Raw genomic sequence first — 21,463 nt, forward strand, 5'->3', positions numbered from 1 at the left:
GGTCAGGCCGCCTTCGCGCCCGCAGCGGCCAGCGAGGTCACGGCGACCGCGCGGAAGGCGATGCCGTGCCGCTTCTGGCCGTTGAACTCGTTCTCCCACGGCCGGGCGATCAGCCCGGTGAGCGCGACCGGGGTGCCCATGGTCAGGTCACCGGAGACGCCCGTTTCCGGGACAGTGATGGACAGGATCTCGACTTCGTCGTTGGCCGCGAACATCACGTTCACGGTCATCAGCTTGGAGCCGGTCTCGGCGTCGAGGGCCAGCTCACCGGTCCGGCGGTCCTTCACCTTCGGCTCCGGCGTCTTGGCGACCATCACGGTCGCAGCGGAGGTGTCGACGGGGATCTGACGCACAGCGATCACTCCTCTATAGGTGCAGAGCTCCGTCACTCATGTACATGAGTGACATGAAGAAGAGTGCACCACTCCTGTACATGAGTCAACCCGCCGCGACATCGAAGTCACGACGGGTTGCGAGAAGTTGAGCGAGCGTCAGTCGGCGGCAGGGATGCGGTACTCGAAAACGAACTGGTCAGCAGCCATGAGCGTGTCGCAGACCTCCACCACGAGCCCGGCCGCCGTACGAGCCTCCCGGATCAGGTGAATCACCGGCGCACCCGGGCTGAGCGCCAACTCTGAGGCTTCCGCCTTGGAGGCCGGCCGCGCTTGCAGCGTCTCGACAAACTCGGCGAACTCGTGCCCGTGTTCTTCGAGTCGGGCGTAGATACCACCGCCGCCGGGATTCTCGGCGAACAGCTCAGGGATCTCCTTCGCGACATCCCATGGGAGATATGAGGAGGCAGTCTCGACCGGGGTGCCGTTGCGGAAGTAGAGGCGTCGCCGGGCGAGCACCTGAGTGCCGGCGGAGATGCCCAGTCGCTGGGCGGCGTCCGCAGGAGCCTCCATGGGCCCGATGTAGAGAACACTCACCTTGGCGGTGGCGCCGGACTGTGCGGACTCAGCGAGGTACGCGGCCTTGCCGCCCTGGCGAAGCGAGCGACGGAAGCGGTCGGAGGAACGGTGCCGTACCGGCGGCCGGTCCTTCACGATCGAGCCCTTGCCGTGCCGGGTCTCGACCAGTCCGCTCGCCCGTACCTCGGCCATGGCCTTGCGGATCGTGCCGCCGGACACGCCGTAGCGTTCCACCAGCTCCGATTCACTGGGCACCATGTCACCGGGCTTGAGCACACCCGCCCGGATCTGCTGCACGATCTCGTCCGCGATCTGCACGTACCGAGGCCCGAGCCTGCCCCCCTCTACCGCAGTTCCCATAGTCTTCCTCTGCCTCCTATGCTCCTGTACATGAGTCAACCACAGGAAGCGACGTCGCCACCCTTGCACTCCGTGTCAGTAGCCGGGGTAGTGGTGCGCGACGACGGGCGCCTCCTGGCGATCCGCCGAGCCGACAACGGCACCTGGGAACTCCCCGGCGGCGTACTCGAACTCAACGAGACCCCGGAGGCCGGCGTCGCCCGCGAAGTCTGGGAAGAGACAGGCATCCACGTCGAGGTAGACGAACTCACCGGCGTCTACAAGAACACCACCCGAGGCATCGTCGCCCTGGTCTTCCGCTGCAAGCCGTCCGGCGGCACGGAACGCACCTCAAGCGAGTCGACAGCCGTCTCCTGGCTCACACCCGACGAGGTCAGCGAGCGCATGTCCGAGGTCTACGCGATCCGGCTCCTGGACGCCCTGGACGGCGCCGGTCCCCACGTACGGAGCCACGACGGCAAGCACCTGATCCCAGTGGGATAAGACTTTCCCTACTTCATCAAGGCCCGCGCACGGCGCGGGCGCGCCGCCTCTGCGGCGCGGCCTGCCTCCTGTCTTCGCCCCGGCTGGCCGCGCCCGGCGGCGCGCTGGGCGGCTGCGGGCATGAAGTGGGGAGACACCCTCTGTGGCTGGGGCGGTCGGCTCCACGGCTTTAGGCAGCCACTTTGGGGCGAGCCTCTAAGATCTTGGCCCCAACGTCGTGCTTTAACGGGCAGGTCCACAGACTGCCCGACTCGCCATCAGCTTACGGGGCCAAGATCACTCGCCCCAAAGCAGCTCCAGCCCAAAGCCGCTCCGCCGACCTTACGTACTCTGAGCCGGGTTTCTGGAAACCGACCCAGAGACAAACCAGTTGACCAGCGTAACCGCCAGAACGATCGCGCTTTCAGCCTCCTCTTGTGATACGTGCAGAGGGGCTTGGATATCCAGATCAACGTGCCGAGAATACTCGTTCGTCCAGAGAATTTGAAGCATACCCAAAAGAACGCCCTTAGGGTCGACGGCAGAGTCAACCTTAAAAGAGAAGTTCCACTTCTCTGGTTTACTCCTGAATGCCGAAATCATTTTCCCAAGAGTGGGAATGGCGTCGCTTGGAGAGATCACGGGAGCTGCTGCCGCTTCCACTGCACGAACGGCATACCGGTAAGCGGCCGACGGATCTCGATTCATGGAGAAGGCATGCTTCCACGCGTCGGCCAACAGTCTTCCAGCTCTCGGCTCAAGCGCTCCGGTCGTTTCTGCTGCAAGTTGTACCGTCGCATCGATGCGCTCAACAAGGCCAGCTCTGCCACTAACTAGGCCTACCCGCCAGGCGGAGGCACCCTCTTCCAGGACTGTTTCCAATGCGTCACACTCTGGCGCATTTGGGTCGAGTTGAGAGAGGGCTAGATCTACTGCCCCAAGAAATGCTTCCGGATTTTTATACAGAGCGACCCTGAACTTTGCAAGGCCGCCGATCCTGTCGGGGTGCGAGTCTCCCGACGACGTCCAACCAGATGAAATCTTGAGAATTCGCTCAGCTCTTCTGATTCCTGCTTCGCACGGTGTCATGTACCACTTGTGATTGCTACCGAGAGCCCTCTTGTGCATCCGCTCAGAAAGCCAATTCCAGAGCGACTCGCGTAGCCACTCAGGCACTCCATCGGAGAGGCGGACAAATTCCTGACGCCCGGCTTCTGAGCGGCGAGCCGAGAAGGGCACCCATTCATCATTCGCGTCACTCATAACCCCTCCAGTGATCAAATAGATGATCTGTGAGTTTATCGGCAAGGACAGCCCGCGTGGCAACTACATACCAGTGCCCGGGCTGACCGCGTCAGGACGGGCGGTCGCGGCTGTCAGGCAGTGAGCATCCCGGCGCCCCTGTCGCCTGTTGTGCTCATCCTCAGCCCGCGCCTCTCCGGGGCCGTCTCCGGGCCGTCCAAGGTCAGCCAATGCCGTCCGACAACGACAGAAGCCCACGGCGTCTGAACTGGTCAGAGCCGTGAGCTTTGTCAGGTCCGCTGGTCAGCGGGAGGGGCGATCAGTACACGGGCCTATGAGCGTCGCCGCAGGCAGCGCACTTGGCGACGGCTCCCTTCAGGAGTGAGGTTCGCTCACCGCCAGGAGGTGACCGCGGCTGGTTGCTACGCGGAGCACGTCTCGCAAGGCTGCGGCCAGTTCGGCCAGCGTGAGCCGTAGGTCATCGGGGCCGGCGTCCCGGTCGTCGAGGACTTCCGAGGCTTGCTCCACAAGATCGGCTGCCATCCCGAGCTGTACCGCTTCGATGCTGTCCGCCAGGCGCGACATGTAGCCGCCGCTCTCGTCGGTGCTCAGGTAGCAGGGCTTGCCGTCCGGACCCGACCACGGGAGGAGTCGCAGTTCGCTCTGCGGCGTCATCTTTGCGCCTGCCTTTCGTCGATCACGTGGTGAGTAGTGAAGACGGCGTCGACACGGTCCCCCGGGAACACGAGCAGCGCCGCTTCGACGACTCGCCCGGCGTTGTCGGCCGCGACCCGCGTGATCGCGAGGACAGCCAGGGCTGTGCTGATCCGCAGGGTTGACGCCTCATCCGGTGTGGGGAGCCGGGCGGACACCGTCTCGTGGACCTCGGCCGGCGGCGGGTCCGGCACAGAGAAACTGGCCTCCACCCACGCGCATGAGGGACGGTCACCGAATGCCGTGGTCGGCGTCAGATCCTGCGGTACGTAGATGCGGGCCAGGCTGTGCGGAGACTCCCCCTCGTAGCTGAGGCGGACGAATTCGGTCAGTGGGCTTCCGTCCTCGACCCTCAGCAGCGCTGTCAGGTGCCCCCGCGCGTGCATCGCGGTCGTGCGAACTGTCACTCGCAGATCCGCATCTGCGGCTGTCCGAGGGTCCAGCGTGCCCCATCCGCCGACGTACGTGATCTTGCGCAGCGGGCGGCGGACGAAGTTCCCCTTGCCGTGGATCTTCTCGACGAGACCTTCTCCCTGGAGAACCGCCAGAGCACTCCGGAGTGTCGCCGTACTGACCTTGTACCGGTCGGCCAAAGCGGTCTCAGACGGAAGACGATCACCGGGTCGGATGTGTCCGGCCGCGATCTGGCGCCTCAGATCGTCGGTGACGACGAGGCGACGCGATGCCATAAACTCCGTCACCGCCTTCTCACCATTCGCACGGCAAGGAGCCGGGTCCGCCCGTTCATGGTCAGCAGCTCTCCGGACTCGAAGAGGAGTTGCTTGGCGCCCTGGGGCAGCTGGAAGAGGTCGCTCACCCGGCATGCTTGGCCGCCGACTTGGATGACGTCGCCCCGCAGCACGGTGGCGGCAGTGATCTCGATGGTGGACGCGAGCGCGCCCCCGGGGGCCCAGTTGCTCACCGAGTCACCGCCGGTCGCGTGGAGTGGTCCGGCGCCGAGTGACAGGGGCAGTCACATGTCTCGTAGATCACCGGCAGGTCGGCCGGCGCCACGGCCGGTGAGGCGTCCGAACAGGCGGTGTGGGTGCCGATTCGGCATGCGGTCGACCGGTAGGCAGCGGCCGAGGATTCCGCGATCCGGAGTCGTTGACGAGAGGGCATCAGTGGGCCCCCGCCAGGGCCGACCACGCCTCAGCCGACAGTCGCGGCGCCACGATCACCGAACGCCGCCGCGCGCGCTCCTCCGTGGCCAGCACATACGGGCGGACGAGCGCGTTCTCCTCGCCCCGGAGCAGGGGGAAACGGTCTGATGTCGCTGGCACCCGTTTCGGGACGGCTGCCTGTCGTGCGGCAAGCGCGGGAGACATCACCGCCACATCCCAAGACGGCGTTGAGGCGCGACGGTGCCTGCCCTTGCGGAAGTACCGCGCTCTGGCGAGCGAGACGGCACGACGGATACGGTTGAGCATGCTGATCAGCTCCTCAGGGCTGATGGCCGTGCCCCCGGGCGGCAGGTACCGCCGCGGGGGTTTTGTCGTTGACTCCGGCCCAGACGCTGCGGCCGTCCTCGCTGCTGTCGACGAGCCCGTAAGAGTCGGCCGTCGCCAGTGCCGCGAGGAGCTCTTGCCATCGCTCGGGAGAGAGGGGGCCAGGCACGTGCGCTTCCACACGCCCCCATCCCTTGCCGCGCGTCACGATGGGCGCGATACCGAGGGCTGCGAGGCGTGCGGCCATATGGTCGACACGAGCATCGGTGGATAACGCGAGATGGTCCCTCGGCTGCACCTGACCCCCTCTCGCAAGCTAGATAGCTAAGAGCAAGCTGGCTATCTAGATTAGAGGTAGTGGTCTAGATTTTCCATATGCGTGAGCAGCCGCCGTACCTCCACATCGCTGACCTGCTACGAGAGCGCATCGCCGATCAGGAATGGACGCCGGGAGACCGTCTGCCGTCTCGCGCCCAACTGGCGCAGGAGTACGGAGTAGGCGACGCCGTCATTCGCCGTGCCCAAGAGATGCTGATCGCCGAGGGCGTCCTGGAAGGACGTGCGGGCTCGGGAACCTACGTCGCGGAGCCGCGGGAGCGACTGCGCATGGTCCGCTCACGGCAGCAACAGCACACCGACGGATCGCTGTTCCGCGCGGAGATGGCGGCGCTCGGCAAGAAGGGGACTTGGGAGAGCCGAAGCGAGGCGATGGTGCCGGCTCCGGCGGACATCGCAGCGCGCCTTGAGATCCCTGAGGCGGACTACTGCGTGCGCACGCTGTACGAGTACCTGGCCGACGGCAAGCCCGTTCTCGTCTCCACGAGTTGGGAGCCGTACAGCATCACGTCCGGCACGCTCGCGGTCCTGCCGGAGGGCGGGCCGTACGCGGGGATGGGCGTGGTGCGACGCATGGCCGAGATCGGCATCACGGTCAGCCATGCCGTAGAGCAGCCGGAGCCGAGGCAGGCGACCGCCGAGGAAGCCTCATTGCTCGGCGTCCAGAAGGGTGCACTTGTCACGCACATCCGGCGGACGTACTACAGCGACGACGGCCGGCCCGTGGAGACAGCGGACATCGTGGTGCCCGCGGCTCACTGCGAGATCGTCTACGAGATCCCGATCAACCGATAGGGCGTGTCCCGGCGGCACGACTGAGTGTCTAACTGCGTGACAACGCCAGCGGACAACGACGGACGAGCGCGAACGGCTGCGGACCATCAGCGCAGGTGAGGGGCACAATGAGCCCAGGCGGTACCGTCCCCGAAGTTGCTTCGGGACGAAGAGGTCGTGGGTTCAAATCCCGCCACCCCGACAGCTGAAACACCAGGTCGGGCGCCTACTGAATGCAGTAGGCGCCCGACCTGTTTTGCGTGCGTGTCCAGCAAGCCGCCGTAGTCCTCCCGGAGAAGGGGTGTGCGTGCGGTGGGGGCCGTGTTGATAGTTGCCGTATGGATGGGATCGAGGCGGCACGTGCCGTCGTAGAGGGACATCATCCCGACGCTCGGGCCGCGTTCCTGGGAGGCAGTGTCGTGACGGGCCGGCGCACGGCGATGTCGGATCTGGACGTCGTGGTGCTGCTGCACGGTGCCCCGGCGCCGTACCGGGCAAGTCTTCGGCACGACGGCTGGCCGGTGGAGATGTTCGTGCACACCGAGGCGACCTGGCGGTCGTACATCGAGCGGGAGCTGGGCCGGCGCCGGTCGCCGCTGTTGTGGATGTGTGCCGACGGGTTGCTGCTCCTCGACACCGACGGGCTCGGAGCGCGTCTCGCCGCGGAAGCCCGGAGGCTGGCCGTCGCGGGACCGCCGCCGGCGTCGGCGGAAGAGATCGAGGACCGCCGCTACGCGATCACCGACCTCCTCGACGATCTCGCGGGAAGCGACGACCAGGGCGAGCGTCTGTTCATCGCCACCGAGTTGGTCCGGCGCACCGGCGAACTGGCGCTGGCCGTCGGCGGTTCCTGGAACGGAGGGGGGAAGTGGCTGGCACGCCGGCTGGAGTCGACCGCCCCGGGGCTCGGCAGGCGCCTGCACCACGGTCTCCACGAGGTACTGAGCGGGCGGCCGGAACCCCTCGTGACCGTGGTGGACGAGGTGCTCGCGCGGGCCGGCGGCCGGCTGTGGGCCGGCTACCGGCGCGCCGGCACTCCCTGACCGATCGGGTACGGCCGACGCGCCGGCCGGAACACTGCTGGGTTCTGCTCGCGAGTGGGACTGGGAGGGGGTACTCGTAGGAGAGCACGCGGAGGTGGGCGCATGGTCGATGACAGGCCCGGGTGGGCGCGGCGTATCGCTGCCGAGCGGGTGGCCCGTGGGTGGTCGGAGCGGGAGGCGGTACGGGCGCTGCGGGAGCGCGTTGCCGGGGGGATGTCTTCGGGAGAGAGCGCGGAAGACAGCACAGAAGGCAGCGCAGAAGGCAGCGCAGAAGGCAGCGCAGAAGGCAGTTCCGAAGACAGTTTGGTGCGTCAGTGGAAGGGGTGGGAAGCGGGTGATCGGATGCCGGACGGCTGGTGGCGGTCGGGGATCGCCGCCCTCTTCGGCACCGTGACGTACGCGCTCTTCCCGGCGCCCCCGGGGCGGGGCGGGGGCCGGGGGTTCGTCGACGCGTCCGGTGTGGAGACGCTGGAGATCGCGCGCCGGCTCGAACGGTCCGACCTCGACGGCGCCACGCTCGACGCCCTGCGGGGCGTCGCGGACCGGCTCGCCTCGGAGTACCCGTTCGTGCCGGGTGAGCGGCTGCTCGTCGAGGGGCGGTGGTGGCTGCGCCGTGTCGCCGCGCTGCACCACACCAGCGGCCTCACTTCCGCGCAGCGGCGTGAGGTGCTCGCGGTGTCCGGGTGGCTCGCCCTGCTGGTCGGCTGTGCCGAGTACGACACGGGGGCGCGCCACGCGGCGGAGGCGGCACGGCAGGCGGCGCTGTCGCTCGCGGCCGAGGCCGGCCATGCGGAGATCGCCGGGTGGGCGCACGAGATGCGGGCGTGGTTCGCCCTCACCGACGGTGACTACCGGGGCGCCGTCGCGGCGGCGCGGGCCGGGGCCGAGCGGGCCCCGGACCGTGGTGTGGCCGTGCAGCTCGCCGCCCAGGAGGCCAAGGCATGGGCGCGGCTCGGGGAGCGCCGGCGGGTCGAGGCGGCCCTGGACGAGGGGCGGCTGCTGTTGGAGCGGATGCCGTACCCCGAGAACCCGGAGAACCACTTCGTGGTGGACCCGGGCAAGTTCGACTTCTACGCGATGGACTGTCACCGCCTGGTCGGTGAGGACAGGCTCGCCCGCCTGCTCGCCGAGGAGGTGCTGAGGACGGGAACGGACGCCGACGGCACCGAGCGGTCGCCGATGCGCAACGCGGAAGCGCGGCTCACGCTCGCGGTCACGGCGGCGCGTGCGGGGGATCTGGAGCAGGCGCTCGCCCTGGGGGGACGGGCCCTCGAAGGAGACCGCCGGTCGGTGCCGTCGCTGGTCATGGCCGGCGGGGAACTCGCCGCCGAGCTCAGCCGCCGGTACGGCACCGAACCGGGGGTACGGGACTACCTCGCCCGGATGCACCGTATGCGCTGTATGCGCCGCATGAGCAGCATGAGCCGTGGGGTCAGCCGAGGTTGAAGTCCATGTCGGTCACGTACCAGGCGCCGTCGAGCTTGTCGGTCCCGATCTTCACGTCCAGCTGGCCCGGCCCCACGCCGGTGGAGTTCGAGATGATGATCTCTTCGAGGGTCTTGCCGTCGATGGTGATCCGGTCGGCGGGGAAGACCGCCTTCTCGGCGGAGGCGTCGGCGGGCGCGGTGGCCTCCACCTTCGGGTCGGCCGTGGGCGGGTCGGGAGTGAACGACTCCTTGAACTGACCGACCGTGTCCTGGATCCGCTTGCCCTGCGCCGAGTCCGTGCCGCAGGTCTCCTCGCTGCCGGTCTGCGCGGGCGACGAACCGGTGGCCGCCTCCCCCATCAGCAGGCACGCCTCCTTCGTGTCGCCCTTGACGACCGCGGCCACCCACGCCTCGACCGTTGCTTCGGGGGTCTCTCCTCCTTCGGAGCTCCCCCCGGCCGTCGCGGACGAGGCCTCCGCCGTCGGCGTGGCGCCCTCGGCGGAGGCAGAGGCGGAGGCAGAGGCAGAGGCGGAGTGCGAGGCCGAGTCGGACTCCGAGGCGGAGTCCGAACCCGATCCGTCCGAGCAGCCCGTGAGGCCCACCAGCGTCGCTGTCGTCAGCGCGCCCGTGGTCATCCAGCCCGTGGTCATCCAGCCCGCGCGCCTTCTTCTGTGCGTCATCGACACCCTCCGACAGTTCTCCGACAGTTCTCTCCGACAGTCCGAGAGACGGGAACGGAAGGCGCGCGGTTCGGATCCGGAGCCGTTACTTCAGATGGACCAGACCGTCCGTGGTGATGGTCGGGCGGCCGCTCGTGCCGACGACCACGACCTTGATCGTGTGCTTGGCACTGCTCGACCAGGACTTCGTCCAGATCGCCTGGCGGTACTTGGTGGTCGCCGACTTCAGATCGACGGTCGCGACCTTCTTGCCGTCGACGTAGACGTACGCCTGGCCGGAGGACGAGGCCCGCGACACCACCCACGCCGCGGAGCGGCCGGTGAACGTCCACGTCAGGCTCGCGCTCTTGGAGGAGCTGGAGTACGACTTCCCGCCGAGGTAGCTGGAGGAGGAACGCGTGCTCCAGCTGCCGGACTTCTTGGCGGAGCTCTCCTGGAGGATCACCGGGGTGTAGGAGGGCGAGGAGGTGCGGTAGTTGCCGGCCCAGTCGTACGCCCGCATCGACCAAGTGGCGGCCGAGCCGGACTTGGCGGTCCGCTTGGAGGACGTCGTCGTCGGGCCGAAGGTGGCCGTGGTCGGGGACAGCAGCTTCACCCGGCGCAGCGCGGCGCTGTCGGCGGCCTTCCAGCCGAGGGTGACCGGGACGGCGGTGGTGTCGACGGTGCCGGTGCGCAGGGTCAGCTTGGGCGTGGTGGTGAAGGTCGGCGCGGTGGTGTCCGTGACGACCTTCTTGGTCGCCGTCGTCGTGGTCCTGCCGGACTGGTGCACCGCCCGTACGGCGACGGTGTGGCTGCCCGCGGCGAGGGTGACGCTCTGGGAGGTCGCGGTGGCCGGGGCGGTGGCGACCGACGTGCCGTCGACCAGGATCTCGAAGTGCTCGACGAGCGCGGCGGGGGTGGTGGCCGACCAGCGGGCGGTGATCTTGCCCTTGGTGTAGTACGTGGAGCCGTTCAGGCCCGTCCCGTCGAGCGCGGTGATCTTCAGGCCCTGCACCGGGCCTGCGGCAAGGGTGCGGATGGCCGGCAGCTGGGCGTAGAGGGAGTCGCCGGGGCACTCGGTGTTGTAGCCGTCGCGGTGGGCGGCGATGCGGCCGAAGGCGTAGGTGCCGCCCGCGGTGAAGCTCGTACCGAAGTAGTTCTTCTGGGTCGCGCCCGCGGTGAGCTTGACGGTCGAGGACGGGTCGGCGCCGTACTGGCCGAGCTTCCAGGCCGCCACCCGCGCGATCGCGGTCAGGGTCGCCTGGGGCGCGGCGGTGGAGGTGTAGTCACCGAGGACGGCGATGCCGGTCGACTCGCGGTTGAAGCCGTAGGTGTGCGCGCCGAGGACCGGCAGGTCGATGCCGCCCTTGCGGCCCTCGAAGACGGTGCCGCACTTGTCGACGAGGAAGTTGTAGCCGAGGTCCTTCCAGCCGTTGGTCTGCACGTGGTACGCGTAGATGCCCCGGACGAGGGCGGCCGAGTCGGCGCAGGAGTAGTCGTTGGTGCCGGCCGTGTGGTGGACGAAGACCGACTTCACGTCCTCGTTGTACTCGGGGCCTTCCGGGCTCAGCGACTCGTCGGCGCCCCAGCCCGCGCGGGAGACGACCGGCGGCTGGGGGGCGGTGGACGCCGGGGCGGTGGGAGCGGCGGACGCGGCGGACGCGGCGGACGCGGCGGACGCGGCGGACGCGGCGGCGGCAGGTTCGGAAGAGACCGTCGGCTCCGCCGACGCGTCCGTCGCGAACGCCGCCGGGTCGATCCGCGTCTCCGCCTCCGTCACCACCCCGGGGTCGACCAGGTTGACCTCGAACCCCTTGGGCAGCCCCGCGTCGGTGGAACCGTCGTCGTGGACGACCTGGACCTCGACGCCGTCGGACGGGCCGGTCCACAGCGGCTCGGACGCGCCGCGTTCCTCCGAGTCGGCCTCGGGGACCTCGACCGGGTCGACGCCGGTCTCCAGGTCCCGCCAGCCGGTCCACGCGCCGCTCTCGGCGTCGCGGGTCCGCACCTGGATGCTGCCGTTCAGCTCCCGGTCGGCATCCGTCCAGGAGACGCCGAGCAGCGAGAACTGCTTGGTCTCCGTGCGCGGCAGCTTCCGCACATCGCTCCCGGCGCCCTTCAGCGCCAGGTCGTAGACCTTCACCGGCCGCTTGGCCCGGGTCGCGGGCCCGGTGTCGGCGGACGGGCTGGCGGCGGCGTACGTCACCACTCCGCCGCCGCCCAGGACGACCGCGCCGAGCGTCAGCCAGGCTCTTCGCTTCATGTTCAGCGGTCTGTACGCATGCGACGTACGACGACTCACGAGTATTTCCCCCCACGGAAAGACAGCGGAAAGTTGATCGGGGCACATCAGCCCCGGGAATGGTACGTCCGGCCGGTTACGCGTCCCCCCGGTACAGCTGGAGATCCTGGTTCGCGAACAGCTGGACGTATCCGCACTGCCAGCAGATCAGGCCGGTCGCCGTCTCGTTCGCCCAGGCCAGTTTCATGAACTCCATGCCGGAGCTGTTGAGGAGGACGGGACGGTCCCGGAAATGTTCGCTGCCGCACACCTGGCAGGTGATCCGGATGTCTCCGACCGCCGCGCGGACCGGTTTCTTCGCCATGGGGGTGTCTCTCCTGTCGGAACCTGTCAGAGGGGGTTGGCCGGCCAGCCCAGCAGGCGGGCGCCGATCACCGCCGTCTGGAGGGTGTAGCGGTGGACCGGGTCGGAGGGGTCGGCGCCGGTGATCCGGTGGATGCGTTCCAGCCGGTAGGTGAGGGCGCGCACGCTCAGGGAGAGCCGGCGGGCCGCCTCCGCCGCCACGCAGCCGGAGTCGAAGTACGCGGTGAGCGTGTCGAGCAGCGGCTCGGCGCCGCCGCGGGCCTCGCGCAACGGGCTGAGGGTGCTGGTCACCAGGTCGGCCATGGCCTGGCGGTCACGGGTGAGGACGGGGTAGACGAGGAGGTCCGCGGCGCGCAGCAACGGCTCGTCGAGTTCCAGGCGTTCGGCGAGGTCGAGGGTGTTCAGCGCCTCCTCGTAGGACTGGACGACACCGGCGGCGCCGGGCTGGGAGCGGCCGATGGCGACCTGGCCGCCGTCGGTGGCGGTGTGCGCCAGCTTGGCGAAGAAGGTGAGGATCTCCTGCTGGTCGCCGGGGGCGACGCACACCAGGCGGCCGTCCTTGGTGGTGAGGAGTATGCGGCGGTCGCCGAACCGGCCGATCAGCGCCCGCTCCACCTCCCGGGGGACGGGGTCGCCGTCGTCGTACGCCAAGGCGCCGCGCGCCACAGCCACGGCGTGCTCGTAGGCCAGCCGCAGGCCGTAGCGCTCGGCGCGCTCGGCGACCCGGCCCAGGTCGCTGCGGCCGTAGAGCAGGTCGTCGATGAACTCCCGCCGCGCCGCCTCCTCCTGACGCACGGCCAGCCGCTGCGCCCGCTCGTACCCCTCGGCCAGCGCGTCCACGGCCTGGGCGACCACGGCCAGCACGCAGTCGGGGGTGACGCCGGGGCCGGTGGGCCAGTCGGCGCGGGTGGCGTCGAGGTGGGCGACGACCAGGTCCCGCAGCTTGAGGCCGGCCTCCGCGGCGCGCTCCCCCAGGGCGCGGCGGGAGTCCAGCTCCTCCCGGTTCAGCCGGCGGCCGGTGGCGGAGGCGGAGGCGAGGAGGTCCGCGTAGCCCTCGACGTACGCCCGCGCCGCCTGCCGGTCCGCCACCTCCGCCCACCCCTGCCGCACCCGTCGTGTCACGTCCATGCCGTCGCCGGCGCCTTCCAGGGTACGGGCGGCCACTGTCAGCCGGTGATCTCGACCTTGCCGTCCTCGGCCGCCGCCGTCTTGCGCGCGGTGAGGTCCTTCAGGAGCCCGGCCAGGTCCATGCCGGTGGTGGAGGTGAGCAGTTCCATGCCCTGGGCGACGTTGTCGGCGACCGTGCGGGACAGGCGGCTCGCGCCGTCCGTGGAGATCACCGTCATCTTGTCGACGGCGGACAGCGGCTCGGACGCCTTCGCCACCACCTGCGGCAACACCTCGACCAGCATCTGGAGCACCGCCGCCTCGCCGTACCGGTCGAAGGCGTCGGCCTTCTTCCGCATCGCCTCGGCCTCGGCCGCGCCCTTGGCACCGATCGCCGCGGCCTCCGCCTCGCCCTCCAGCCGTACCGCCTCCGCGATCGCCGCGCGCCGGGACCGCTCGGCCTCGCCCTGCTTGAGGCCCTCGATGGCCTGCGCCTCGGCCAGCGCGCTGCGGCGCTGCTTCTCGCCCTCACCGGTCAGCCGCGCCCGCTCGGCCTCCGCCTGGGCGGCGGCGATGCCGGCCGCGCGCTCGGCCTCGGCCTGCTTGACGCGGGACACCCGGCGAGCCTCGGCCTCCTGCTCGGCCTCGTACCGCTTGGCGTCGGCCGGCTTGCGGACCTCGGTGTCCAGCTGACGGTCCTTCAGGGCCGCCTGGCGTTCGGCGACTTTCTCCTGCTCGGCGAGGATGTCCTGCTGCCGGGCGGCCTCGGCGAGCGGGCCGGCGGCGTTGGCGCGGGCGGAGGCCTGGTCGGTCTCGGCCTTGATCTCGGCCTGCTTCAGGTAGAGCGTCCGCTGGGCGACCGCGATCTCCTCCTCGGCCTTCAGCCGGGCCTGCTCGGCCGCGCGCCGCGCCACCGCCTCGGCGATGTCGGCCTCCTGCTTGGCCCGGGCGGCCTCGGGACGGCCGAGGTCCTCCAGGTAGGAGCCCTCGGTGGTGATGTCCTGGATCTGGAAGGCGTCCAGGACCAGGCCCTGCCCGGAGAGGCTGGCCTCCGCCTCCTCCGCCACCTGGCTCGCGAAGGCGGCCCGGTCGCGGATGACGTCCTCCACCGACATCCGGCCGACGATCGCCCGCAGCGCGCCGGACAGCACCTCCTGGGTGAAGCCGACGATGCCGTCCTGCTGCATCAGGAACCGCTGGGCGGCGGCCCGTATCGCGTCCTCGGTGCCGCCGACCTTGACGATGGCGACGCCTTCGAGGTGGGCCTTGACCCCGCGCAGCGTCACCGCGCCGCGCACGGCGACCGGGATGTGCCGCGAGGACAGGTCGAGGGTGAACTTCTGCTGCACGAACGGCACGACGAAGACACCGCCGCCGACCACGACCTTCTGGCCGCTGTTGTCCGTGAACACCCGGCCGGTCTCCGGGTCGGTGGACTTCTTGCCGCGCCGGCCGGTGACGATGAACGCCTCGCTCGGCCCGGCCACCTTGTACCGGCTGACGACGACCAGTGCGAGCAGCACCAGGAGTACGACGACTCCCAGTGCCGCGATCAGGACAGGACTCATGGCTGTGCCCCCGTATGGGTTCGTGGAGAAGTTCGTGGAGAAGTTCGTGGAGAAGTTCGTGGAGAGAGGTGGGTTCAGCTGTCGACCGGGCGGACGACCACCGACGTCGACGTCGGGACCGCCTCCACCCACACCCGGGTGCCGCGCGCCACCGGCGCCGCGCTGCGCGCCGCGCACTTGAGCGGCTGGCCGCCGAGGTGCAGCAGGACCTCGCCGAAGCCGTCGGCGGGGATGGCGGTCACCACCTTGCCGGGGGTGCCCAGCAGGTGGTCCGCGGTGGGCGTCACGGCGGTCTGGTCGCGCATCAGCGCCCGGCTGAGGCGGTACGTCAGCCAGCCCGCGCCCGCTCCGGCGAGCACGCCCGCCGAGGCGGCGCCCACCGGGCCCGTCCAGCCGCTGCCCAGGACGAGGGCGCCGGTGAAGCCGGTCATCGACGTGAAGCCGGCGAGGACCGGCAGCGACAGCCACCCGTCGAGGACGCCGCCCAGCGCGCCGTCGAGAGCGCCGTCGAGGGCGCCTTCGACGACGCCGCCGAAGATCAGCGACAGGGCGAGCAGCACGACCCCCGTGATGCCAAGGCCGAGAAACCAGGCCATGCGTGCCGCCCCCTCTCGCCCTGCCGCCGACCTCCGGTGCGAGGGAGTCTGGCATGGGGCAGAGCAGGCCGTCATTGCCGGATTCCGGCAATGTTCATACGTCTTCCCTGCCGCGTCTTAACGCGTTCTTAACGCCTCCCGGGAGGGCATGGCAGTCTGTTGCCTCGTGCCTAGCCTTCCGAACCAGAGTCAGCAGGGAACGCCCGCCGCGCACATGGTGGTCTGCGGCGACGACGGGCTGGCGCACCGGCTCGCCGCCGAACTGCGCGGTGTCTACGGCGAACAGGTCACCCTCGTCGTGCCGCCCTCCGGGCGCCGGGTGCGCCAGCCGGTGGTGGGCCGCGCCCGCGCCGCCTCCGCCGCGCTGCTGGACCTGGTGAACGCGGCGGTCAACCGGGCCGGTGCCGCCGAGCCGGACGGCGCCGACAGCGCGGGGCAGGAGATGGAGGCCGGGGAGCCGACCGAGGACGTGCTCGCCGAGGCCGGTGTGGGGCGGGCCGCCGCGCTGGCCCTGGTCTACGACGACGACGAGACCAACATCCGCGCCGCCCTCACCGCCCGCCGCCTCAACCCCCGGCTGCGGCTGGTGCTGCGGCTGTACAACCGGCGCCTGGGCCAGCACATAGAGGAACTCCTCGACCAGGCCGCCGCGTTGGCGGCGGGCGAGGCCCGGACCCCTGCTCTGGACGCCTCCACCACCGTGCTCTCGGACGCCGACACCGCCGCGCCCGCGCTGGCCGCGACCGCGCTGGTCGGCACCAGCAAGGTCGTGGAGACGGACGGGCTGCTGCTGCGCGCGGTCGAGCGGCAGCCGCCGCGGCCCGGCGAGGTGGCCGACCCGGGGCTGTGCACGCTGGCGCTGCTCTCCGCGACCAGCAACGACCCCGCCGGGACCGACGGTTCGGAGGAGAGCGGCGACCAGGGGCCGCGGCTGCTGCCCGACGCGGCGGAGGTGGCCCGGGCGACGGGGCGGGGCACCGTCGTGCTGGAGCAGGTGTCGTACTCCGGGCCCGCGCTGTCCGCGCGGGGCGGGGTGGTGCCGCCGTTCGCCTCGCTGTTCTCGCGGCGGCTGCGGTGGTCGATCGCGGGCCTCGCGGCCTGCGTGGTCGCGCTGGCGGTGGCGCTGACGCTGGTGACCGGGGACCATCCGCTGCACGCGACGTACGTGACGCTGCTGGACCTGTTCGCCATCAACGAGCCGGCGCTGGAGGGGTCGACCGGGGAGCAGGTGCTGCAACTGCTCACCGGGCTGATGGGGTTGCTGCTGCTGCCGGTGCTGCTGGCGGCGGTACTGGAGGCGCTGGGGACGCTCCGGACGGCGACGACGCTGCGGAAGCCGCCGCGCGGGCTCGGCGGGCATGTGGTGCTGCTGGGACTCGGCAAGATCGGTACGCGGGTGCTGACCCGGTTGCGGGAGCTGCACATCCCGGTGGTGTGCGTGGAGTCCGACCCCGAGGCGCGCGGCATGGCGACGGCACGGCGGCTGCGGGTGCCGGTGGTGCTGGGGGACGTCACGCAGGAGGGCGTGCTGGAGGCGGCGAAGATCCACCGGGCGCACTCGCTGCTGGCGCTGACCAGTGTGGACACGACGAACCTGGAGGCGGTGCTGTACGCGCGGTCGGTGCGGGCCGACCTGCGGGTGGTGCTGCGGCTGTACGACGACGACTTCGCGACGGCGGTCTACCGGACCCTGCGGGCCGCGCATCCCGGGGCGCTGACGCGGAGCCGGAGCGTGACGCACCTGTCGGCGCCGGCGTTCGCCGGGGCGATGATGGGGCGGCAGATCCTGGGGGCGATCCCGGTCGAACGGCGGGTGCTGCTGTTCGCGGCGGTGCGGGTGGCGGGGCATCCGCAGCTGGAGGGGCGGACGGTCGGGGAGGCGTTCCGGGCGGGGGCGTGGCGGGTGCTGGCGCTGGACACGGTGGCCTCCGGCGGTCGGGGAGGCGGGGGTGCGGGTGCGGGTGCGGGTGCGGTGGACGTCGCCGGGGCGGGGCTGGTGTGGGATCTGCCGGACACGTATGTGCTGCGGGGGTCGGACCGGGTGGTGCTGGCGGCTACGCGGCGGGGGCTGGCGGAGTTGCTGGGGCGGCGGGGGGTACGGCGGGGGGCGGACGCGTAGGGGGCGGGTGCGTAGGGCTGGGCGCCCTGCGCGTCACCCCCCACCAGGGGGCTCCGCCCCCTGGATCCCCGGCCTGTGCCCACCCACCACCCGACTCGGCCCGCCCAGAGGCCCCGTCGAGACCTGGGGCGGTCAGGGACGTGGCAGGTGCCGTTCTGCGAAGTCGAGTTCCAGTCGCAGCTGCTTGATGCGCTCGTCGACCACCAGCGAACCGTGCCCCGCGTCGTAGCGGTAGACCTCGTGGACGGCTCCCCTGGCCTCCAGGCGCTTGACGTAGTTCTCGACCTGGCGGATCGGGCAGCGGGGGTCGTTGACGCCCGCCGAGATGTACACCGGGGCCTTCACGTCGTCGACGTACGTCAGGGGGGAGGACGCCGCGAAGCGCTCGGGGACCTCCTCGGGGGTGCCGCCCAGCAGCGTGCGGTCGAGGGCCTTCAGCGCCTCCATCTCGTCGTGGTACGCGGTGACGTAGTCGGCGACCGGGACCGCCGCGATGCCCAGGGCCCAGGCGTCCGGCTGGGTGCCGATGCCGAGCAGGGTGAGGTAGCCGCCCCAGGAGCCGCCCGTGAGGATCAGCCGGGCGGGGTCGGCGAGGCCGGAGGTGACCGCCCACTCGCGGACCGCGGCGATGTCCTCCAGCTCGATGAGGCCGACCCGGTGCTTCAGGGCGTCGGTCCAGGCCCGGCCGTAACCGGTGGAACCCCGGTAGTTGACCCGGACCACCGCGTAGCCGTGGTCGACCCAGGCCGCCGGGCCCGCGGCGAAGGAGTCGCTGTCGTGGTACGTCGGGCCGCCGTGGATGTCGAAGACCGTCGGCAGCGGCCCCGTCACCCCCGCCGGCTTCTGGACCAGGGCGTGGATGCGCCCGCCGGGGCCCTCCACCCACACGTCCTCCACCGGCACCGAGCCCGGCGACTTCATGCCCGGGGGGTCGAGGACGACGCGCCCGGACGTCGACCGCACCGCCGGCGGCTCGGCGGCCGACGACCACAGGTACTCCACGCTGCCGTCGGGGCGGGCCGTCGCCCCCGAGACCATGCCGGCCGGCGTGGGGATCTCGATCAGCTCGCGCGCCGCCAGGTCGTAGCGGAACATCTCGCTGCGGGCCTCGAAGCTGTGCACGATCAGCAGGCCCGAACCGTCGGGGAACCACTCCGCGCTCACGTCGCCCGGCAGCTCCAGCGCGAGGTCGGTCTCCTCGCCCGTCGCCACGTCCCAGACCAGCGGCTCCCAGCGGCCCCGGCGCTGGTGCCCGATGAGCAGGCGGGTGTCGCCGTCGACGGGGGCGAAGCCCAGCACCTCCAGGCCCAGCTCCCGCGTGCCGCCCTCGGTGTCGTCCAGCTCCGCGACCTTGGTGCCGTCGGGGCGCAGCACGCGCAGCGCCGAGTGCATCGCGTCGCCGTGCTCGGTGTGCTCGACGGCGATCAGCGAACCGTCGTGGGAGAGGTCCCCGACGCCCGCCGACTCGCGGTGCCGGTAGATCTCCACCGGGGCCTGGTCACCGCGCGCCAGGTGGATCGTCGTACCGTCCTCGTCCGTGGAGCGGCCGATCACCGCCGTACGCCCGTCGCGGCCGAGGGCGAGGCCCGCCGGGTAGGAGGGGTCGAGGCCCGGCACCGCCAGTTCGTCCGCGCCGCCCGCGAAGGGCTGGCGGCGCCAGACGCCGAACTCGTCGCCGTCCTTGTCGTCGAACCACCAGATCCGCGCGCCGTCCGGCGAGAGCACCCCGTCCGTCGTGCCGTGGGGACGGTCGGTGGCCTGCCGCTGCTCGCCGGTCGACCGGTCCCAGGCGTACAGCTCGTACGTCCCCGTCACGTTCGACACGAACAGGGAGCGGTCCGGCGCGTCCTCCGCCCAGTCCGGCAGGGACACCCTCGGCGCCCGGAACCGCTTCTCCCAGTCGGGCATGGACCCGTTGCTCTCACTCATGGGCCCCATACTGCCCGGCCGGGCGGCCTTCCCGCAGATCCGGCCCCCAGCCTGTGGAAAACTCCGACCCCGCGACCGTTGCGCGCATCCGAACCCGTACCGTTGAGGGCGTGTACCGGTTCCTGCTGACGCCCCGCTGGTGGGGGATCAACGTCTTCGTCGTGCTCGCGATCCCCTTCTGCGTCTTCATGGGCTCCTGGCAGCTGAGCCGGTTCGAGGACCGGGTCGACGACCACCACACCGCGGACCGGCTGGCCGAGGCCGCCCAGACCCAGGCCGCGCGCCCGCTGGCCGACCTGCTGCCGGTGGACAAGGCGACCGTCAACCACCAGACCACCGTCACCGGCCGCTACGCCGACCAGCTCCTCGTCCCCGACCGCACCCTGGACGACCGCGAGGGCTACTACGTCCTGACGATGCTGCGCACCGACTCCGGCGAGGCGCTGCCCGTCGTACGCGGCTGGCTGCCCGGCGCGGCGGACCCGGCGAAGGCCCCGGCCCCGCCCACCGGCGAGGTCACCGTCACCGGCGCGCTCCAGGCGTCCGAGACACCGGGCGACAACGGCGTCAGCGCCCGCGGCGGCCTCCCCGACGGCCAGACCGCCGCGATCAGCGCGGCCTCGCTGGTGAACCTCGTGCCGTACGACGTGTACGACGCGTACGTCACCCTCAACGAGGGCGACTCGGGGATGCGGGCCGTGCCGCTCAGCGAGACGCAGGACTCCGGCCTGGACCTGAAGGCGTTCCAGAACCTCGGCTACACCGCCGAGTGGTTCGCGTTCGTGGGCTTCGTGGTCTTCATGTGGTTCCGGCTGCTGCGCCGCGAGGTGGAGCTGGCCCGGGACGCGGAGCTGGGACTGGCCCCGGTGGACGAGCCCTCGGTGGACGAGCCCGCGGTGGACGGGTCCGCAGTGGACGGGTCCGCAGTGGACGGGTCCGCGGTGGACGGGTCCGCGGCGGACGGACCGGAATCCGGCGAGCAGCACAAACAGCCCGCGGGGAACCTCTAGGACCCCGCCAGCACGCCCGTCCAGTACACCGTCCCCGCGCAGGCGTTGGCCACCGTCGCCGTCGCCGCGCCCGCGCCCGTCTCCGTCGTGTACGTCACGGCCACGCTGCCGTCGGCCGGGGCGTCCGCCGCGATCAGCTGGGGCGTGGTGCCGGTGGTGGTGCTCGCGTTGTCGGTGGTGCCGGTGCCGGTGGTCTCGGTGGGTGACGGGTCCGGTGAGGGGTCGCCGGTGCCGCCGTCCGTGCCCCCGCCGGTGGTGGGACACGTCTCCGAGGGCACCCAGGCGAACCGCACCTCGTACGTCCCGCCCGGCTCCAGCAGCAGCTGCCCGGCCTCCAGGGACGGGTCCGGCAGCCCGGTCGCCGGGTCCCCGGCCGCGTGCCGGGCGGTGCCGATCCTGGTGGGGTCCGCCGCGCCCTGGGCGGTCACGCTCACCGAGCCGGGGCCGCCGACGGTGCAGCCGGCCGAGGAGACGTTGCTGACCCGGAAGGAGCCGTAGACCACGCCGGTCGAGTCGGGTGCGGCGCTGGAGCCCACGGCGGCGCCCAGCTGGGCCGCCGTACAGGCGGCCGTGGCGGTGCCGCTGCTGGTCGAGGGGTCGGCGCCGGTGGCCGCTCCGCCGCCGGCCGCGGCCGCCTTGTCCTTCTCCTTCTCCTGCTGCCCGGCCTCCCCCTTGTCCTTGCCCTTCTCGGAGGAGCCGACGGTGGCGCTCTGCCCGCCGGCCGGGTCCTTGCCCTGGCCGGAACCGCCCTGCGCCTGGGAGGCGTGGCCGGCCACGGACGGGTCGGCGCCCGGGCCGGTGGAGTTGGAGACGTGGACCAGGGCGGGGACGGCGGTGCCGATGAAGAGGGCGGCGGCGGCCATGCCCACGGCGGCCTGCCGCTTGCGGGCGCGTCGGGCGGGGACCGCGCGGCGCAGTTGCTCCAGGGCGCCCTCGCGGGGCTCCACCTCCTGGACGGCCTGGTGGAGCAGCCGGCGCAGGGCCAGCTCGTCCGGCGCGAGCCCGTCACCGGCCTCCGCCCCGGCCCTTTCCACGGCCTCCGCCGCGGCCTCTGTCCCGTCCCCGGGCGCAGGTTCCTGCCCGTCGTCGAGTCCGTAGGGACCGTGGTTCACAGTTCCGTTCCCAGCGTGCGAGTGGTTCCGCTCTTGTCCGT

General features: G+C 71.1%; 21 protein-coding genes. 6 read left to right on the forward strand and 15 right to left on the reverse strand.

Going from position 1 to position 21,463, the window contains the following annotated elements:
• Positions 1-2: 2 nt before the first annotated feature.
• On the reverse strand, positions 3-353 hold the full coding sequence (locus ACIQR3_RS23085) for a hypothetical protein (RefSeq protein WP_403541815.1): 351 nt from the start codon (positions 351-353) through the stop codon (positions 3-5).
• A gap of 138 nt (positions 354-491) precedes the next feature.
• Positions 492-1,271, reverse strand: coding sequence for a GntR family transcriptional regulator (locus ACIQR3_RS23090; RefSeq protein WP_403541816.1), 780 nt, complete (start codon positions 1,269-1,271; stop codon positions 492-494).
• An 18-nt stretch (positions 1,272-1,289) separates the two neighbouring features.
• On the opposite strand from ACIQR3_RS23090, the gene ACIQR3_RS23095 reads away from it, so the two are divergent.
• Positions 1,290-1,754: an NUDIX hydrolase gene (locus ACIQR3_RS23095; RefSeq protein ID WP_403541819.1), complete on the forward strand. Its 465-nt coding sequence runs from the start codon at positions 1,290-1,292 to the stop codon at positions 1,752-1,754.
• A gap of 321 nt (positions 1,755-2,075) precedes the next feature.
• On the opposite strand, the gene ACIQR3_RS23100 is transcribed toward ACIQR3_RS23095, so the two are convergent.
• The 5 genes from ACIQR3_RS23100 to ACIQR3_RS23120 form a co-directional block, all read right to left on the reverse strand.
• Positions 2,076-2,996: a hypothetical protein gene (locus ACIQR3_RS23100; RefSeq protein WP_403541820.1), complete on the reverse strand. Its 921-nt coding sequence runs from the start codon at positions 2,994-2,996 to the stop codon at positions 2,076-2,078.
• A 354-nt stretch (positions 2,997-3,350) separates the two neighbouring features.
• Positions 3,351-3,650 carry a hypothetical protein gene (locus ACIQR3_RS23105; RefSeq protein WP_403541821.1) on the reverse strand — a complete coding sequence of 100 codons (300 nt, stop codon included), beginning with the start codon at positions 3,648-3,650 and terminating at the stop codon, positions 3,351-3,353.
• Positions 3,647-4,378: a GntR family transcriptional regulator gene (locus ACIQR3_RS23110; protein WP_403542018.1), complete on the reverse strand. Its 732-nt coding sequence runs from the start codon at positions 4,376-4,378 to the stop codon at positions 3,647-3,649. The genes ACIQR3_RS23105 and ACIQR3_RS23110 overlap by 4 nt, the downstream gene beginning before the upstream one ends.
• An 8-nt stretch (positions 4,379-4,386) precedes the next feature.
• Positions 4,387-4,611 carry a hypothetical protein gene (locus ACIQR3_RS23115; RefSeq protein WP_403541823.1) on the reverse strand — a complete coding sequence of 75 codons (225 nt, stop codon included), beginning with the start codon at positions 4,609-4,611 and terminating at the stop codon, positions 4,387-4,389.
• 199 nt (positions 4,612-4,810) lie between these two features.
• The gene (locus ACIQR3_RS23120; RefSeq protein ID WP_403541825.1) at positions 4,811-5,119 is read right to left on the reverse strand and encodes a hypothetical protein; all 309 of its coding nucleotides are present in this window, start codon (positions 5,117-5,119) and stop codon (positions 4,811-4,813) included.
• Between the two features lie 393 nt (positions 5,120-5,512).
• Here ACIQR3_RS23120 and ACIQR3_RS23125 point away from each other — a divergent pair, with 393 nt between their 5' ends.
• The 3 genes from ACIQR3_RS23125 to ACIQR3_RS23135 all read left to right on the forward strand — a co-directional run bounded on the left by ACIQR3_RS23125 (position 5,513) and on the right by ACIQR3_RS23135 (position 8,736).
• Positions 5,513-6,268 carry a GntR family transcriptional regulator gene (locus tag ACIQR3_RS23125; RefSeq protein ID WP_403541828.1) on the forward strand — a complete coding sequence of 252 codons (756 nt, stop codon included), beginning with the start codon at positions 5,513-5,515 and terminating at the stop codon, positions 6,266-6,268.
• Positions 6,269-6,585: 317 nt separating this feature from the next.
• Positions 6,586-7,290, forward strand: a complete 705-nt coding sequence (locus ACIQR3_RS23130) for a nucleotidyltransferase domain-containing protein (protein WP_403541830.1) — start codon at positions 6,586-6,588, stop codon at positions 7,288-7,290.
• 102 nt (positions 7,291-7,392) lie between these two features.
• The gene (locus tag ACIQR3_RS23135) at positions 7,393-8,736 is read left to right on the forward strand and encodes an XRE family transcriptional regulator (RefSeq protein WP_403541831.1); all 1,344 of its coding nucleotides are present in this window, start codon (positions 7,393-7,395) and stop codon (positions 8,734-8,736) included.
• On the opposite strand, the gene ACIQR3_RS23140 is transcribed toward ACIQR3_RS23135, so the two are convergent.
• The 6 genes from ACIQR3_RS23140 to ACIQR3_RS23165 form a co-directional block, all read right to left on the reverse strand.
• Positions 8,723-9,367, reverse strand: coding sequence for a hypothetical protein (locus tag ACIQR3_RS23140; protein WP_403541833.1), 645 nt, complete (start codon positions 9,365-9,367; stop codon positions 8,723-8,725). The genes ACIQR3_RS23135 and ACIQR3_RS23140 overlap by 14 nt on opposite strands.
• 115 nt (positions 9,368-9,482) lie before the next feature.
• A complete protein-coding gene (locus ACIQR3_RS23145) occupies positions 9,483-11,639 on the reverse strand; it encodes a peptidoglycan recognition protein (RefSeq protein WP_403541835.1) in 2,157 nt (718 codons plus the stop codon).
• Positions 11,640-11,754: 115 nt separating this feature from the next.
• The gene (locus ACIQR3_RS23150; RefSeq protein WP_403541836.1) at positions 11,755-11,982 is read right to left on the reverse strand and encodes a hypothetical protein; all 228 of its coding nucleotides are present in this window, start codon (positions 11,980-11,982) and stop codon (positions 11,755-11,757) included.
• A gap of 26 nt (positions 11,983-12,008) precedes the next feature.
• Positions 12,009-13,109 carry a PucR family transcriptional regulator gene (locus tag ACIQR3_RS23155; RefSeq protein WP_403541839.1) on the reverse strand — a complete coding sequence of 367 codons (1,101 nt, stop codon included), beginning with the start codon at positions 13,107-13,109 and terminating at the stop codon, positions 12,009-12,011.
• 38 nt (positions 13,110-13,147) lie between these two features.
• Positions 13,148-14,656 carry a flotillin family protein gene (locus ACIQR3_RS23160; RefSeq protein WP_403541841.1) on the reverse strand — a complete coding sequence of 503 codons (1,509 nt, stop codon included), beginning with the start codon at positions 14,654-14,656 and terminating at the stop codon, positions 13,148-13,150.
• Positions 14,657-14,730: 74 nt separating this feature from the next.
• Positions 14,731-15,252: a hypothetical protein gene (locus tag ACIQR3_RS23165; RefSeq protein WP_403541843.1), complete on the reverse strand. Its 522-nt coding sequence runs from the start codon at positions 15,250-15,252 to the stop codon at positions 14,731-14,733.
• 214 nt (positions 15,253-15,466) lie between these two features.
• On the opposite strand from ACIQR3_RS23165, the gene ACIQR3_RS23170 reads away from it, so the two are divergent.
• Positions 15,467-17,371, forward strand: a complete 1,905-nt coding sequence (locus tag ACIQR3_RS23170) for an NAD-binding protein (RefSeq protein WP_403542020.1) — start codon at positions 15,467-15,469, stop codon at positions 17,369-17,371.
• Between the two features lie 132 nt (positions 17,372-17,503).
• Here the strand turns inward: ACIQR3_RS23170 and ACIQR3_RS23175 are convergent, their stop codons facing one another.
• Positions 17,504-19,300: a S9 family peptidase gene (locus tag ACIQR3_RS23175; RefSeq protein WP_403541846.1), complete on the reverse strand. Its 1,797-nt coding sequence runs from the start codon at positions 19,298-19,300 to the stop codon at positions 17,504-17,506.
• A 110-nt stretch (positions 19,301-19,410) separates the two neighbouring features.
• Here ACIQR3_RS23175 and ACIQR3_RS23180 point away from each other — a divergent pair, with 110 nt between their 5' ends.
• Positions 19,411-20,310 carry an SURF1 family protein gene (locus ACIQR3_RS23180; RefSeq protein ID WP_403541849.1) on the forward strand — a complete coding sequence of 300 codons (900 nt, stop codon included), beginning with the start codon at positions 19,411-19,413 and terminating at the stop codon, positions 20,308-20,310.
• On the opposite strand, the gene ACIQR3_RS23185 is transcribed toward ACIQR3_RS23180, so the two are convergent.
• The gene (locus ACIQR3_RS23185; protein WP_403541852.1) at positions 20,307-21,422 is read right to left on the reverse strand and encodes a hypothetical protein; all 1,116 of its coding nucleotides are present in this window, start codon (positions 21,420-21,422) and stop codon (positions 20,307-20,309) included. The two genes, ACIQR3_RS23180 and ACIQR3_RS23185, sit on opposite strands and share 4 nt — an antisense overlap.
• Between the last annotated feature and the right edge of the window lie 41 nt (positions 21,423-21,463).

This window comes from Streptomyces sp. NPDC090994 (assembly GCF_044768905.1).
Lineage (GTDB): Bacteria > Actinomycetota > Actinomycetes > Streptomycetales > Streptomycetaceae > Streptomyces.

Bases quoted from the DNA above. Each gene is read 5' to 3' on its own strand.
- ACIQR3_RS23090 (WP_403541816.1), bottom strand. From the start codon at position 1,271: ATGGGAACTGCGGTAGAGGGGGGCAGGCTCGGGCCTCGGTACGTGCAG.
- ACIQR3_RS23095 (WP_403541819.1), top strand. From the start codon at position 1,290: ATGCTCCTGTACATGAGTCAACCACAGGAAGCGACGTCGCCACCCTTG.
- ACIQR3_RS23100 (WP_403541820.1), bottom strand. From the start codon at position 2,996: ATGAGTGACGCGAATGATGAATGGGTGCCCTTCTCGGCTCGCCGCTCA.
- ACIQR3_RS23105 (WP_403541821.1), bottom strand. From the start codon at position 3,650: ATGACGCCGCAGAGCGAACTGCGACTCCTCCCGTGGTCGGGTCCGGAC.
- ACIQR3_RS23110 (WP_403542018.1), bottom strand. From the start codon at position 4,378: ATGGCATCGCGTCGCCTCGTCGTCACCGACGATCTGAGGCGCCAGATC.
- ACIQR3_RS23120 (WP_403541825.1), bottom strand. From the start codon at position 5,119: ATGCTCAACCGTATCCGTCGTGCCGTCTCGCTCGCCAGAGCGCGGTAC.
- ACIQR3_RS23125 (WP_403541828.1), top strand. From the start codon at position 5,513: ATGCGTGAGCAGCCGCCGTACCTCCACATCGCTGACCTGCTACGAGAG.
- ACIQR3_RS23130 (WP_403541830.1), top strand. From the start codon at position 6,586: ATGGATGGGATCGAGGCGGCACGTGCCGTCGTAGAGGGACATCATCCC.
- ACIQR3_RS23135 (WP_403541831.1), top strand. From the start codon at position 7,393: ATGGTCGATGACAGGCCCGGGTGGGCGCGGCGTATCGCTGCCGAGCGG.
- ACIQR3_RS23140 (WP_403541833.1), bottom strand. From the start codon at position 9,367: ATGACCACGGGCTGGATGACCACGGGCGCGCTGACGACAGCGACGCTG.
- ACIQR3_RS23145 (WP_403541835.1), bottom strand. From the start codon at position 11,639: ATGAAGCGAAGAGCCTGGCTGACGCTCGGCGCGGTCGTCCTGGGCGGC.
- ACIQR3_RS23150 (WP_403541836.1), bottom strand. From the start codon at position 11,982: ATGGCGAAGAAACCGGTCCGCGCGGCGGTCGGAGACATCCGGATCACC.
- ACIQR3_RS23155 (WP_403541839.1), bottom strand. From the start codon at position 13,109: ATGGACGTGACACGACGGGTGCGGCAGGGGTGGGCGGAGGTGGCGGAC.
- ACIQR3_RS23160 (WP_403541841.1), bottom strand. From the start codon at position 14,656: ATGAGTCCTGTCCTGATCGCGGCACTGGGAGTCGTCGTACTCCTGGTG.
- ACIQR3_RS23165 (WP_403541843.1), bottom strand. From the start codon at position 15,252: ATGGCCTGGTTTCTCGGCCTTGGCATCACGGGGGTCGTGCTGCTCGCC.
- ACIQR3_RS23170 (WP_403542020.1), top strand. From the start codon at position 15,467: ATGGTGGTCTGCGGCGACGACGGGCTGGCGCACCGGCTCGCCGCCGAA.
- ACIQR3_RS23175 (WP_403541846.1), bottom strand. From the start codon at position 19,300: ATGAGTGAGAGCAACGGGTCCATGCCCGACTGGGAGAAGCGGTTCCGG.